The following is a 15,657-nucleotide window of genomic DNA, read 5'->3' as shown; positions in this document are numbered from 1 at the left end:
CGCTTTGTTGAAAGATGTATAATGATTTATTCTAATTGTAATATGAAAAACTTTCTTAAATCGCTCTTGTATATTTCTTCAGCCATTCTCTTTCCTCTTCGTTAAGATGTGGCGCAATTTTTTCATATACCAGTGCATGATAATCATTCAGAAGACGTTTCTCTTCTTCAGACATCATGTCCGCTTTGATTCCGTCAAGATCCATTGGTACGTATGTGATTGTCTCAAAGCAGAGGAATTCTCCATATTCATTCTTCTTCCATTCTTTTACAAGAAGTTCATTTTCCAGACGGACTCCGTGGGAACCTTCAAAATAAATTCCCGGCTCATCTGTAATAACAATTCCCGGTTCAAACTGGTGAGTATCATTTTTGCGATATGCCCAGCGGAAATTTGTCGGTCCTTCATGGATATTTAGCAGGTAACCCATACCATGTCCGGTTCCATGATTAAAGTTCAATGCTCTATCCCAGAACGGCTTTCTTGCCAGAATATCCAGATTCATTCCATTGCAGCCTTTTAACATTTTTGCGCTTGCAAGCTGGAGATTACTGATTGCTACCAGTGTAAAGTGCTCTTTCATAATATTCGGGATCTCACCTAATACATAGGTTCTTGTAATATCTGTAGATCCTTCGTAGAATCCAGCTCCTGTATCTGTTAAGAATACATTTCCTTCTTTTAGTTCTACGTCTGTCTCTTTTGATGATGTGTAATGGCAAAGTGCTGCATGTTCTCCATATGCACTGATTGGTTCAAAACTTGGACGGATGAAATTTCCCTGCTCTATACGCAATTCATCCAGCTTGTCAGATGCGCTCATCTCTGTAATCTTCATCTTACCTACATTTTCTTTTAACCATTTCATAAAACGAACATGTGCAATGCTGTCTTTGATCTGTGCTTTACGGATATTTTCAATCTCTACCGGATTCTTAATTGCTTTAAAAAGAATCTCCGGATTGCGTGTGTCTACTTTTTTCATTTCTTCCGGAATGTTCTTATAAATTGCATAATTAGTCTTTGACGCATCCAGAAGTGCTGTATTTTCTATAGAAAGATGTTTCATATCTTCATATATTGCATTATACGGATGAATTGTAACACCATCTTTTGCATAAATAGCTTTCATTTCATCAGATAATTTTCTCTCATCAATATATAATAACATTTCATCCATTGTAATGACTGCATAAGACAATACCATTGGGAAGAAATCAATATCATTTCCACGCATGTTCAGAGTCCAGCAGATATCGTCCAGTGTTGTAAGAATATGTATATCTGCTCCTTCTTCTTTCATTACTTCACGGATTCTCTTTAATTTATCAGCTACGGATTCTCCTGCATATTTCTCCTCAAGAATAAATGCAGGCTCTTCAGAAAGTTTCGGGCGATCCTCCCAGAACTTATCTACCAGATCATATTCGTAAACAATTCCTCCGTTTTTCTTTCGAGCAATTGTCTCATATCCAAGACCTTCTCCCATAGATACAACACGTCCATCAAATCCGATCACACCATTTTCCGGCAGGTGTTCTTCTAAATATTCTTCGATAGTCGGAACTCCCGGCTCACGCATTTTCATAAGCTCTACGGTTGTACCTTCCATCTGTTTTGCCGCCTGGATAAAATATCTTCCGTCTGTCCACATTCCTGCCCAGTCTTTTGAGATTACAGCTGTTCCTGCAGATCCGGAAAATCCAGTCATATATTTACGTGCCTTGAAATATTCTCCTACATACTCACTCTGATGAAAATCTGCAGTCGGAATTACATAAAAGTCAATTCCTTTTTCTTCCATTAATTTTCTGAGACAACTAAGTCTTTCTTTCACTCCCATGAAACATACCTCTTTTCTGTTATATTACATGAGCTATATAATTCTGCACGAAATATATAGCTCATAAAATTCATTATTAATCTACTAACGCGGATAATCGTTTGTCTAACGCGATCATAATTGCTGCTGCCACAAAAGATACAACGGCAATTCCGATACATGCTGTCTTGAATGGAATATTTCCACCAAATAAGATTCCGTATACCGGACCGTAGCTCTTAGCTGCAATAAATGTTGCAAATCCCCACATAGACATCATCAGCGCCAGGTAACGGCTTGGGGAATATTTACTGATGAATGAATGTCCCAGTGGTGAGAAGAACATCTCTCCAAGTGTCAGAAGGAATGCGAATACGATCAGCCATAATACGCTTGCCTTGTGTCCACCTCTTGCAATATCAATTACTGCATAGAAGATGTATCCAAGTCCGATGATCGCGATTCCAAGTCCTGTCTTTCTGAACAGACTCATGTCTCCCTGCGGTCTTGCAGCCAGCTTTCTCCAGAGTGCTGCTGTCACAGGTCCTAAGATTACACAGAACATTGAGTTTGCTGCATCAAACCATGTAGATGGAACTTCATAGCCTGCAACTACCCAGTTCATGTTATCTGCCCAGTAATAATATACCGGAAGGTATCCAAGATACCAGAAGATCCAGAAAATAATGGAGAACAGAGATGCAATAAGGATCGCACCGATACGTTTTTTCTCAATCGTAGTAAGTGGCTCTTTTTTCGTCTCTTTTTTCTCTTCTACTGTTTTTTCTGCATCAATTGCAAGCTCTTCCTGTGTCTTTGTCTTCTTGAACGGACGTTTTCCAACATCTCCGAGGAAACGCCAGCATACGAAGAAATACCAGCATGCTCCAAGGAACATGATCAGTGCTGCAATTTTAAAGCAAGGAGCAAATCCTAATACTCCGTCTTTTGCAAATACATCTTTGTAAAGAATACCTACAAGGAAAGTACCTATGAATGCACCGACATTTACAAGTGTGTAACGCATAGCGAACGCCGGGTCCATCTGCTCTTTTTCAGTGATAACACGTCCGATGATCGGTCCGTTTTTAAATAACGCAAGCCCTAAACTTACAAGGAAGATCATGGCGTAAACACCGGTTGCTGTTGTTGCCACAGAACCCATATAATATCCGATTCCGGCGATCATCATACCGACCGGTGTCGTATATTTTGCACCGATATAACGGTCAACGACGATTCCTCCGAATAACGGAAGCAGATAAGAAAATGCGGTCAGGTTCGACTGCATATTTGCTGCAACAGTGTCGGACAGTCCAAGTCCTCCTGTTGCTACGGTTGCTGTTGCGAAAATCAGGATCAGTGAACGTCCCAGATAGTAAGACAGACGCTCAAAGATCTCGGTTGCGGCACATGTCCAGAATGCCGTAGGAAATCCCTTTTTCTTTGTCTCCATTTCTTTTAAACCTCTCTTTTCTCTTGTTACGCGCCGGTATTCCCCTTCCCGGCAGCTGCTATAACTGATTTTATCGCTTTAATCCGATAATTTCCAACATTGAAAACATATACCAAAAGAAGAAAAACTTATAGGTTAAAATATTTACTTTTTCACACGCAACGTCCGCAGATACACTTTCTGTTCTGGCGTTATCCGGTAGCTCTCGATCGCTTTCTGGATTGTCTTATTGTGCGTCCACGTATCCATCCGCTTCTCTTCCAGATAAGGAATAATTGCTTCATACTGCTTCGCCAGCGCAGTTGCAAAATACCAGGCACGCATCATGTTGACATAGTATTCCTCCGACCGGATAGCTGCAACTTTTTCCGGATATTCCAGCTTAAATTCATCTTCCAGATAATAGCGCATCAGCATATTTATCCCAAAACGGATCGTATAAGTATGCTCCGATTCCATCCAACGGTAAACCTCTTTAATGAATAGATCCAGATGTTTCTTTACGATTTTCACGGCCAGAAGATCACAGGTCGCCCAGTTATCCACATAAGGAAGAAAACGATCCAGATCTTTTACACATTTTTCGTAATTTTTCCCCTGTTCCAGCAGAAGTCCATGTAAATTATTCTCTTCATAATACTGATGTGGCAATACTTCTACGAACTGTTTTGCTTCTTCTGTCTTTCCATACTTTTTTGCAAATGCACGTAGTGCCGGAGTCCTTACTCCGATCACACGCTCCGGATCTACCGTAGGCATCAGTTTCATATGGAAATCCCGATACCCGGTGTCCTGCATGGCAAAGAGTTCTTTTTGTACATTATCAATTACTGCCTTTTTATTCATTTTATTTCCACCTCTTATTCATTGCATTTATTATTTTCCACAACATAATCATAACATTACTTAAAGCCAACTCTATATTATACATTGTAAAAAATTCCCTTTCTTTGAATTACCAGAATTATTCTAGCGCCTCAAACTAGCGTTAAGTCAAGCGTTTTTTTGTAAAAGAAAAATCCTTTCACTTACCCGCAGGTAAATAAAAGGATTTTCCACATTTTATTTTGTAAGTCCCGATTTTGCTTTGCTCCATGCAGAATAAAGTTTCACAGATTTTCCGTTTACTTTTACCGTTTTATAAGTGCGGATTCTTACGTAATATTTCTTCTTTGCTTTTAACTTGGAAATCGCTTTGCTCACTGTTTTATTCTTCGTGATCGTCACGGTCTTTGCACCCTTGAACTTAGACGATGTTCCGTACTGCAACTGATATCCGGTCGTCTGTGTCGCCTGTTTTTTCCACTTCACAGTCAGCTTTTTCTTACCTGTTGTCAGTTTGGAAATGCTTGTTGTCTTCGGAACGATCTTAAATGCCTTCTTCACTGTTCCGCTGTAATTATTCTTCAGTGTGATCGTAACAGTATAACTTCCGACATTCTTGCGTCCCTTCGCATAAGCTATGGAATAATCTGTTTTTGCAAGTGTTTTGCCTTTTCTGTTCTTTACTGTTACGGATGGTGTTTTCGTCTTGCCGTCATATACATAACTGTTTCCGGAAAGTTTTACATCTGCAATCTTTGCAATTGTTTTTGTTCCAATCACTTTCTTACATATCTTACAACGCTCTTCTATCTTACCATCCGTTTTTAAAGTTGCTTTTGTAAGAATATTTTCTGTCTGATGTCCTCCTGCACACGGATCTTCCGGATCCGGTGTCGGTATGGAACCTGCTTCGTCTGTAATTTTATCTGCAAAATCCGGCAGGATTTCCTCTTTAAATTCCTTCAGGAGCGAAGTTTTTACCCGGATGGTCAGATCTTTATGACATCCTTCAAATGCACTGGAATAGATTCGCAAATACGGTGGTTGTTCTTCTTTTTCAAATACCACTTCTTTTAAAGCAGAACAATTTCTAAACACTTCATTATTGATAACCTGTATTGTGTCCGGAAATGTCACTTTTACAAGAGACGAACATTCTTCAAATGCACTGTCATAAATCGAAGACACCCCTGGCATCTCCACATTCTTTAAAGACTTGCATCCATAAAATGCATATTTTCCAATTTCCCGCACTTTTGAAGATAGTTTCACAGTTTCCAGATTTTCACAGTTTGTAAACATCCAGCTGTCAATCTCTTTTACATCTCCGCCTATGGTAATAGATTTGACTTTTTCTTTACACTTATCATCTGTTTCATTGCAAAGCGTATTCCATCCAAGCATCCCCTGATCTGTAATAATCGTAAGCGCCCCTGTTTTTTCATCCAGTTTATAGCCTTTTGTCTCTAGTTCTTCATCACTGTCTTCTGCCCATTTTGCATATAGATTCCGGTCAAAACCATTATCCGTACATTTCCTTACCCAGTCATAATTACTGGTATCTTTAATCAGACTGTCATAATATGCCGTCGGTTTATAACACCAGCCAAGGAATGTATATCCCTTCCTCTTCGGTACATATTTCCCGATATCAAAGAAATTATCACTTTCCTGATCCAGTTCATAAGTGATCTGTTCTTTACCATCGATAGTCCCGCCATTTCCATGGAATGTGATGGTATCACCTTCCTCAAAAACCGGATACAGTTCCTCATCACCCCAGTTGTACGTTGCCTTTTCTATATTATTTTCCCAGTCAAATGTATAAACCGTGTCACTGCCATCTCGCTTCTTATCTGCGAAATACAATCCTCCGCTCCACTCTTTAAAATGAAATCCGGGTCTTACGATTGCCGGGAGTCTTATTTCCTGTTTTTCTCTTTTTATATAATAGCGATCCGGAAAATTTTTAGATTCTTCTTCCGTCACATCTTTATATGTCAGCAGATAATATGGCTCAAAGAAACAAAGCGTACAGCCGCTCCATGTATTCTCGACCGTATTTGCGACTGTAAGTCCTGCACTGTCTTTTACTTCACTTACAAAATCAAAGCCGCTCCCCCGGATCGCTTCCACAATGCATGGCAAACCTGTCTTGTTTCTGTAGCCTATAGGTGATATTGACATGATATCCATATCCACACTTTTTTTCACGGACTCTGACAGTGAATTTTCACCCATTTTCCAGATATTATACGTATTCGTAAGCACCGGATCACTTGCATCTGTTATAATCTTGCTTGTATCCAGCTTGCTTCGTACCAGCTTGGAATCATAGGCACGCAGCTCTTCAAGTTCTAATCTTGCACGTAGCAATGTCAGTGTTACATAAGGAACGCCATCTGTTCTGGTATCATGTGTCACCTTAAGCTCCGGATCAATATAAAAATATTCATCCGGCATGATCAGATGCTTCGCATTTTCTGAGTTATCATCTCCCATCAGATGCCCGATCTTCTCTGCTGAGATCTCATCTGCCTCCCGGACATTCTGCATCAATGCCTTTTCGTCCGCTTTTACTTCGCTCATTCCTGGCATTAATGACGCCATCATTGTAATTGCAAGCACACCGCCAAGTACGCATTTGCCTAATCGTTCTATTTGTTTCTTTTTCATACGCAAAACCTCACTTTTTGTTTCTACATAATTTTCCTGTTTTCATTATATCAAGCCGGATTTTTTTCTATCTACTGTATTTCCTTTCTGGCAATGCCAATTTGGAAACTATTCTGTTGTAAATAAGATTATCTATTGTATACTGAAAATAACTACACTATCAGGAGCTGTATTTCTCGGAAAAGAACAATATACTTATCAGTTTACCGGAGGGATTGCATATGGATTTTAAAGAAAAATTAAACGAATACATAGAACAGTTAGGCTGTACTTCTAAAGAGCTGGCGCAGGCAAGCGGACTTTCTGCTGCTACGATCAGCCGCTATCGTTCCGGTGACCGGCTTCCGCAGCGGGACTCAGAAAATTATAACAAACTGATTGCCGGTCTTTCCGGACTTGCACAGGAAAAAGGCATCTCTTCTCTTACAGAGTCTGCCATTTCCGAAACGTTATCCACATTTTCCGGAACTGCATTTGTAGATATCCACCGGTTACAGACAAATTTCAACCATTTATTAAATGAACTCTCGCTGAATGTATCCGAACTTTCCCGTGCGCTGAATTATGATGCTTCCTACATTTCACGCATTCGGAATGGACAGCGAAAACCGGCAGATCCACAGGAATTTGCGACGAAAATCACCGACTTTGTTACACAGAAATATCAGGATGACTCACAGAAATCGCAGGTAGCCGCTCTGATCGGATGTGATGCAGACGAGCTTGAAGATCCAGACGCTTACAGAACTTCTCTTTTTCACTGGCTGACTGATCAGACGCAGCCTTCGAAGAATTATATGGCAGATTTTCTGGAAAAACTGGAACAGTTTGATCTCAACGAATATATCCGTGCCATTCATTTTGATGAGATGAAGGTTCCGACTGCACCTTTCCAGTTTCCGACTTCCCGGAGTTATTACGGATTAAAAGAAATGATGGACAGCGAACTCGCTTTCTTAAAAGCAACCGTGCTTTCAAAATCTGTGGAACCCGTTGCCATGTACAGCGATATGCCTATGGGCGAGATGGCAAAAGATCCGGAATTTCCAAAAAAATGGATGTTCGGTATGGCAATGATGTTAAAAAAAGGACTGCATCTCAACCAGATCCATAACCTTGACCGTTCCTTTGAAGATATGATGCTTGGTCTGGAGAGCTGGATTCCAATGTATATGACCGGACAGATTTCTCCTTATTACCTGAAAGGATCGCCCGGAAATATATTTTCTCATTTTTTAAAAGTCTCCGGCACTGCTGCGCTCTCCGGCGAAGCAATCTGTGGCTATCACAGCGAAGGGCGCTATTACCTTACAAAAAACAAAGAAGAAGTTGCACATTACCGCAAACGCGCGGACAGACTTCTCTCCAAGGCATCTCCGCTTATGAAGATCTACCGTCTGGAACAGGCACAGGACTTCCAGAATTTCCGTCTGCAGAACGCACATACGCACGGAGAGCGGCATTATATTCTCTCTTCTCTGTCACTTTACACAATGACAGATGGGCTTCTGGAACAGATTCTGGCTCACAACCAGTTAACACCAGACGAACAGGCTCAGATCATAGATTATGTACGATCTTCCAGAGATTTTTCAGAAGAGCTCCTGGCTCACAGCCCGGTTACAGAAGAAATACCACTCCTGACAGAAGAGGAATTTGCAAAATATCCGATGACTTTATCTCTTTCCGGTATGTTTCTGGAAAAAGATGTCTTTTATACATGGGAAGAATATCAGACTCATCTACATCTGCTGCAAGAATACCACGAAAAACATCCCCTGTACCACGTAAAGCCAAATTCCTCGCCTGCCTTCCGCAACATTCAGATCTGTATTCTTCGCGGGAAATATGTCATGGTATCTAAAGAGAAAGCTCCTGCGATCCATTTTCTCATCCAGCATCCGAAGATGGTAAACGCTTTTGAAAATATGATCATTCCTGTGACAGAAGAAGAGACAGCCCCTTACTGATTGTGATTCGATTTTTTAACAATTGCCAGTTACAACAGTTTTCCCCAGTCAAAAGGAAAATCCTTTCACTTATACGTTCAATCATCATTGAAAATTTCTTAACTTATAACACTGCAATACAAAGATTTGTAACGCAGAGATGCTGTGGATATATAATTTACAAGTTTTATATTATACGTTAAAATATAAACATGATTTTTAAGAAACGAGGGAAATAGAATGGCAACTACAGAAGAACATTGCACAGGCTGTGAGAACGCCTGTCCGATCAATGCATTAAGCTGTGCAAAGGGACGCGCTCTTCACGGAATTGCTGAGACAGCAACGAAAGAAACTCTTGTCCGGAAGCTGATCCGCTGCGGTGCACGCGCCGGACAGATTGCAGATGATCTCGACAGTTGGGGACTGGAAGAAGATATGGTAATCAATGGTTTGAACAGTGAACAACAGACACAATTATCCGATGCTCTGGATAAATTAGACGAATTATGGAAGAAGAATTTCGGGTAAATCAGAGAATAAAGAACTTTTCGTTTCCATAGCAAGCGAAAAAATGAAGAAATAAGAGAAAAGGCAAGGCACGATTCTTAAGAGTCATGCCTCGCCTTTTTATTTTTTATTTTTTTACCGGAAAGTACATACTTTCCTTAATTTCATTCAATCTCTATGCTCAAACTCTAAGCTGTCGCTTTCTTATCGTCCGTTTTTTCAAGCAATTTCTTCACTCCCTGAATAGCTACAAGCACACCAAGAATCAGCAGTAATACCGCAAAGATAAGCTGTAAAGTATTTCCAACATCCAGTCCGGTTGTCATGAATGCTTTGCTTAATTTAACGATTGTCATGCTAAGTGCTGTAAATGTAACTGCCATCATGAATACCATTGGTCCCCAGAGCATGAATCCCTGACGTTTTGTTTTCTTTAAGAATACAGCGCAGGCTACCAGTGCAAGTACAGATAATAACTGGTTTGCTGAACCAAACAGTGGCCAGATCTCTGCATATCCGACTTTTGTAAGTAGATAAGCAAGTACTAAAGTAATGATGGTTGCAAAATATTTATTTGTTACTACTTTTAAGAACGGACTCATGTTGTCCTGATCTACATCGTCATCAAGGAAGAATTCCTGGAAAGAAAGACGTCCTACTCTGGCTACAGAGTCAAGTGATGTCAGTGCAAATGCAGATACTGCAAGGTTGATAAGTGTAAATACAAGGCTATGTGGTAAACCAACCACTGACAGGAAGTTTGCGATTGCTCCCGCAAAAATCTGTGGCTGTGTTGTCAATCCCTGTGCTGCTGCTTCACCTTTTGCAAAAGAAGCAACTGCGATCAGTGCTATAACTGCAAGCATACTCTCCATTAACATTGCTCCGAAAGATACAGGAAGCATGTTTTTCTCATTCTTGATCTGTTTAGAAGCAGTACCGGAAGATACCAGTGAATGGAATCCGGAAACTGCACCACATGCGATTGTTACGAATAAGATTGGGAACATATACTGTCCGTCAACATTAAAGCTTGTAAATGCTTTCAGGTTGCAGGATGGATTTGATACAAATACACCAATAACTGCTCCAACGATCATGAAGATCAACAGATAACTGTTCAGATAATCTCGCGGCTGAAGCAATGCCCATACCGGCGCCACACTGGCAACCAGGATATATGCAAAAATGATGACATGCCATACTCCAAGGCTTAAGTATACCGGGAAATGAAGTCCAAGTGCTACTGCTAATACTAATAATACAATTGCTACTGCTGTGTTTACCCATTTGTTGAATTTTGTATATTTCAGGAACATTCCAAGTCCGACAGCTTCAATGATAAATAACATAGAAGTTGTTGCTACAGCTCCGTTTGCAACTACTTTTGTAATCTTTCCGGCTTCATCTGCATTGAATCCGTTAAATGTTCCGGCTACAACATCTGCAAATGCTGCTACGACCAGAATACAGAACAGCCAGCAGAATAACAGGAATAATTTCTTTCCTAATTTTCCAATATACTCTTCAATAATGTAACCGATTGTACGTCCTTTGTTCTTAACAGATGCATACATAGATGCAAAATCCTGAACAGCGCCGAAGAATACACCACCGACCAGGATCCAAAGCAGAACCGGAAGCCATCCGAAAATGGCTGCCTGGATTGGTCCGTTGATCGGACCTGCACCTGCGATTGATGCAAACTGATGTCCAAATACTACGTTTGTGTCAGCAGGTACATAATCAACTCCGTCTTCCATCTCATATGCCGGAGTTTTGGCATTCGGATCAATGCCCCATTTGTTTTGAAGATAACGGCCATACAGAAGATATGCTCCTCCGAGTACAACAATGGCAATTACCATCATCAATATTCCACTCATAAAGTAATTCCTCTTTTCTTTTTATTATTTATTAGTAATCTATATAAAAAAACGCCTTTGCTGTCCTTCCGGACAACAAAGGCGGAACTTTCCGTGGTACCACTTTGTATTATTGTAATTATTGCTAATTACAATCACTTGTTACTGTCTACCCAAAATATTTTATGCAGATTCTTTATTATAATCTGTCTGTTCAACTTCTGAATAAAATTTTCTTTAAACAGTTTCTTCTGTAACGTGAAGATTACGTCCCTGCCTACTTTTTATGCTCTTCCTGATTCCGTCTGTTCAGCGGGATGCTCCTGGGTGATATCTCAAAAGTCTTTCTGTCGTTTCACACCAACCAACGACTCTCTGAATTCCGGATGTTTTGTGACGTATCCCTTTCATCGCATTTCTTATATATATGTTTTTATCAATTTATTTTTTATACATAATGTTTTACACTTTTTTGTTTTGAATTTCAAGATTATATTTCAACAACTTTATTGATTTTTCCGAGTATTTTTTATGCATATTTATAAAATTTTCGTTAATAATATACTTTTCTGTTCCATTTACAACATGCATTTGCATTATTGTAAGAATGACCATTGAACATCAGCCTGATATTATGCTTCTTTATTCCACAGGCAATGCTTATATTCATAATGAACTTTTTAATAACATCTGCGAACTAAAAAACATTTCCTGGCAAGCACATCGTGTTTTCAGTTTTTGCCTCTGGCATTATATACTGTGAAAAGGTATAATAAATTGTAACTTATAATATACATATTCTACTGCTCCGACCTGGAGTTTACAGAATATGAAAAAGTATAATAACAGGTGATATTATGCAAATAACTTACATTAACCACAGTGGATTTTTGGTTGAAACTGCGGACTGCTACTACATTTTTGACTACTATAAAGGGGAGCTTCCAAAACTTGATAAGAGTAAAGAGGTTATCGTCTTTTGCAGTCATTTTCATCCGGATCATTTCAATCCAAAGATTTTTAAGATTCTGAATGATATGGAAATGACTTATCAGGCAGTTTTAGCGAAAGATATCAGCAAAAAGAAGTACCCGGCAGGAGTGAAGATCACAACTGCTCATCATGATCAGGAATATATTCTTGACAACGGTACGCGCATCCATACACTGCTTTCTAACGACAGTGGTGTCGCATTTATCGTCAAAACAGACGATGGCACGATCTACCATGCCGGTGACCTGAATGACTGGTATTGGGAGGGCGAGCCTGATGAAGACAACCGCCAGATGACCTCTATGTATCGTGCTGAGATTAACAAGATCAAGGGCGATCATTTTGATGTTGCTTTCGTCCCTCTTGATCCAAGGCAGGAAAGCCACTATGCAGACGGAATGATTTATTTTCTGGATAATATAGACTGCAAAAATGTTTTTCCAATGCATTATTGGAATAAGCCGGATATAATCACCAGATTCATTACCGAATATCCACAATACCCATCACGAATCAGAAATACAGAATTAGCAAAAGGAGAAGAACTATGAGCTTTAAGATGATTCACGAAAACTACAATGTGTCCGACCTGGACAAATCCATCAAATTTTACAATGATGCACTTGACTTACATGAAGTAAGAAGAAAAACTACAGACGATTTTATCATTGCATATTTAAGCAATGATTCCAGTGATTTCGAACTGGAACTGACCTGGCTTAAGGAACACCCGCAGGCATATGATCTTGGCGAATGTGAATTTCATCTGGCATTTAAAGCAGATGATTATAAAGCAGCTCACAAGAAGCATGAAGAAATGGGCTGCATTTGCTTTGAAAACCCGGAAATGGGCATCTATTTCATTGAAGATCCGGACGGGTACTGGCTTGAAATCCTGCCTTAAACAAAACGAAGGGGGGTCGACATAATTAACAAGTTATTTCACGGCATAACTCTAAAGGAAAAATGCACTGCCTTTTCAGGCAGTGCATCTTAAACGTTGCAACTGGCTGTCATTTTACAGACCCTATAGCTTTGCGTCTCAGCCTTTCGACTGATTTGCCGACGAATCTTTTATTTGTATTATATTGTACATTTTTCATTAATTCTGTTTATTATAAATATTTCATCATTGTTGGCACAAGAATGTTCATATCAACAGGCTTTGCAACATGAGCATTCATTCCAACAGAAAGAACCTTTTGTGTATCTTCTGCAAAGGCATTGGCAGTCATCGCAATAATCGGAATCCTGGCTTTTTTCGTATCCTTCATCTTTCGGATTGCTAATGTGGCATCATATCCGTTCATAACCGGCATCTGAATATCCATAAGGATCATCTTGTAATAACCGGCATCCGCTTTTTCAATCATGTCAACGCATGCAACACCATCATTTGCGGTCTCAACAATACAGCCTTCTTCCTTCAATAGTTCTGTTGCAATCTCCGTGTTGATCTTATTATCTTCGACTAATAAGATTCGAACACCATTCAAGCAATTCTTATTGCTCAGATTACTATTTTTCTTCACTATAGAGTCTTCTTTTGATGCTTTCCTGCATGGAATAGTTACTGTAAATGTGGAACCTTTACCTTGCTTGCTTTTCACTTCTATAGTTCCATCCATGAGTTCAACAAGCTTTTTCGTAATGCACATTCCGATGCCGCTGCCCTCAATATGACTGGATGTAGTGTTACGTTCTCTTTCAAAAATTTCAAAAATACGCTTTTGAAATTCCTCAGACATACCAATTCCATTATCGGTAATAGTAACGATCATATTGCACCAATCTTCTCTTTCGCAAGATTTCTGTATAACATTACAGGATATCGTACCTCCTGTATTTGTATACTTTATTGCATTGCTTATAATATTAAGACAGACTTCTGACAGGTGCGGTGCATCCATATATACATACGGATACATGATTTGTTCTGCCAGAGAGATCGTCTGGTTTTTACTTTCTGCCTGTTGTTGGAACATAATGACACAATTTTCAAAGCATTCATGGACATTCGAAACAGTGTATTCCATTTCGACCTTGTTATTTTCAATTCTTGCAATGTCCAAAACATTACCTAGCATCGACAAAAGTTCTTTTCCGCATATTTGGATTTCTTCAAGATATCTGCCAAGCTTATCTGTTTCTTTCAAATGTCTGGATGCGAGATCTGCATAGCCAATGATCGCATTCATAGGAGTCCTGATGTCATGAGACATATTATACAGAAATGATGATTTTGCTTTATTTGCACATTCTGCTTTTAATTTAGCTTCCCGCAATTCTTCCTCTTGCTTTAATTCCCGCATTTTTTCATCTGTCACATCTCGATTCGCAATCAGCACGGATGTAACATTTCCATTTTTATCATAACTCTGCGGAACAACCATGGAAAGAAACCATGATCCATTCTTCTTTTTGAATTCAGAAGACATAGATTCTTTATTATGAAGACGTGCCGCCATGGTTTGTATATCAAAAAAATCTATATACTTCTGCACAAATGGCTCTGCTATAATATCTTCTATAATCTTGAACTGAGGCTTCCAATCTGCGATATTATCTTTTATATCCAAATCTGTTTTTCGGGATCTTTTGACAAGTTCGATCTTTTTCGTTTTTAAGTTCAGCCTTGAGATTTGATAATAGGCAGTGCCTAATGCATGAAAGGCCTGCCGGTTTTTTTTCACCTGCTTTCCCAATGTAAGAGGGAACTCTTCGCCGTCCATCTGCTCCAAATCCGGTGTTGACTGATGCAGATGCTGAACCAGCCATTTTCCATTCGTCCACTTGTAGATAATCGTAAATCTTGTCTCCATTTTAAAACAGATCGAACCATCTTTAAACAGACCAATAAAATCTACTGTTCCATGTGCAAGAACATGGTCATCATCAAGCCGTTCTTCTTCCTGATGTAAATTTTGTATTTCGATTCTGCTTTTACCTCTTCGTTTTATACCAACTTTAAATGATTCTAAAAACTCATGTAGATTCGTAAACAACTCATGTTTCCCGGTTCCAATCAGACTAATATTTTCATCAAAATAATTCTCTATACCAAAATCATTTATTGATTCGGCATTAATATATATTGTCAAAAGTTGCTCTGTAAGTTTTTTGAAATCATTCATACACTTCCCTCTCCCTTAAAAAAGACTGAAAAGGCTTTAAGTTTTCTGTTTTATTTTTAAAATTTATCCACGTTTCATTCTCTTCCAAAAAAGTCTGAATATACATGTCAAATTGCTCACTTTATTATATCACAGCGACATATTATTCCGCCATCATTTTTTCATGACATATGTTCATGACAATTTCCCCAAGAAGAAATAATAATATTTTGCAGCTGTTTCCTCACCACCGCCGTGGCCGCCTTTCCACGCTGGGTTCATATCCCATGCCATCAGACACCAGTTAAGCATAGCAACCAGACAGCCCTTATATTCAAATTCCATGCCGGTTCTGATGGTTGCAACTTACAACGAGGACGGCAGCGTCAATGTCATGAATGCCGCATCCAAAAGTGTTAAATTTTGAATCATCTACAATGAGTATTTT

The 15,657-nt window shown here is 39.3% G+C and carries 11 protein-coding genes and 1 riboswitch; of the genes, 4 read left to right on the top strand and 7 right to left on the bottom strand.

Going from position 1 to position 15,657, the window contains the following annotated elements; translation table 11 throughout:
- Nucleotides 1-55: 55 nt before the first annotated feature.
- The 4 genes from DW152_RS06920 to DW152_RS13460 form a co-directional block, all read right to left on the bottom strand.
- Complete coding sequence (locus DW152_RS06920; protein ID WP_118288256.1) at nt 56-1,843, bottom strand: aminopeptidase P family N-terminal domain-containing protein; 1,788 nt, start codon at nt 1,841-1,843, stop codon at nt 56-58.
- 76 nt (nt 1,844-1,919) lie between these two features.
- Nucleotides 1,920-3,278 (bottom strand): peptide MFS transporter, encoded by a 1,359-nt coding sequence (locus DW152_RS06915; RefSeq protein ID WP_118288255.1) that lies wholly within the window; start codon nt 3,276-3,278, stop codon nt 1,920-1,922.
- Nucleotides 3,279-3,422: 144 nt separating this feature from the next.
- Nucleotides 3,423-4,124, bottom strand: a complete 702-nt coding sequence (locus tag DW152_RS06910) for a DNA alkylation repair protein (RefSeq protein ID WP_118288254.1) — start codon at nt 4,122-4,124, stop codon at nt 3,423-3,425.
- 216 nt (nt 4,125-4,340) lie between these two features.
- The gene (locus DW152_RS13460; protein WP_118288253.1) at nt 4,341-6,779 is read right to left on the bottom strand and encodes a leucine-rich repeat protein; all 2,439 of its coding nucleotides are present in this window, start codon (nt 6,777-6,779) and stop codon (nt 4,341-4,343) included.
- A 221-nt stretch (nt 6,780-7,000) separates the two neighbouring features.
- On the opposite strand from DW152_RS13460, the gene DW152_RS06900 reads away from it, so the two are divergent.
- On the top strand, nt 7,001-8,749 hold the full coding sequence (locus DW152_RS06900; RefSeq protein WP_118288252.1) for a helix-turn-helix transcriptional regulator: 1,749 nt from the start codon (nt 7,001-7,003) through the stop codon (nt 8,747-8,749).
- Between the two features lie 219 nt (nt 8,750-8,968).
- Nucleotides 8,969-9,259, top strand: coding sequence for a hypothetical protein (locus tag DW152_RS06895; RefSeq protein ID WP_021859509.1), 291 nt, complete (start codon nt 8,969-8,971; stop codon nt 9,257-9,259).
- A 167-nt stretch (nt 9,260-9,426) separates the two neighbouring features.
- On the opposite strand, the gene DW152_RS06890 is transcribed toward DW152_RS06895, so the two are convergent.
- Complete coding sequence (locus tag DW152_RS06890; protein ID WP_117537978.1) at nt 9,427-11,124, bottom strand: carbon starvation CstA family protein; 1,698 nt, start codon at nt 11,122-11,124, stop codon at nt 9,427-9,429.
- Nucleotides 11,125-11,960: 836 nt separating this feature from the next.
- Between DW152_RS06890 and DW152_RS06885 the strand changes: the two genes are divergently transcribed.
- Entirely contained in the window at nt 11,961-12,647 is a 687-nt protein-coding gene (locus DW152_RS06885; protein ID WP_021859507.1) for an MBL fold metallo-hydrolase, read from the top strand.
- Complete coding sequence (locus DW152_RS06880; RefSeq protein ID WP_021859506.1) at nt 12,644-13,000, top strand: VOC family protein; 357 nt, start codon at nt 12,644-12,646, stop codon at nt 12,998-13,000. The genes DW152_RS06885 and DW152_RS06880 overlap by 4 nt, the downstream gene beginning before the upstream one ends.
- Before the next feature lie 94 nt (nt 13,001-13,094).
- Nucleotides 13,095-13,170, bottom strand: a riboswitch (cyclic di-GMP riboswitch).
- A gap of 41 nt (nt 13,171-13,211) precedes the next feature.
- Here the strand turns inward: DW152_RS06880 and DW152_RS06875 are convergent.
- Entirely contained in the window at nt 13,212-15,230 is a 2,019-nt protein-coding gene (locus tag DW152_RS06875) for an ATP-binding protein (RefSeq protein WP_118288251.1), read from the bottom strand.
- A gap of 174 nt (nt 15,231-15,404) precedes the next feature.
- On the bottom strand, nt 15,405-15,554 hold the full coding sequence (locus DW152_RS06870) for a hypothetical protein (protein ID WP_243059842.1): 150 nt from the start codon (nt 15,552-15,554) through the stop codon (nt 15,405-15,407).
- Between the last annotated feature and the right edge of the window lie 103 nt (nt 15,555-15,657).

It is taken from the genome of Dorea sp. AM13-35 (assembly GCF_003473885.1).
GTDB classification, from domain to species: domain Bacteria; phylum Bacillota; class Clostridia; order Lachnospirales; family Lachnospiraceae; genus Dorea_D; species Dorea_D hominis.
The sequence above is the reverse complement of the archived record's forward strand: the minus strand, read 5'-3'. Positions and strand labels throughout refer to the sequence as shown.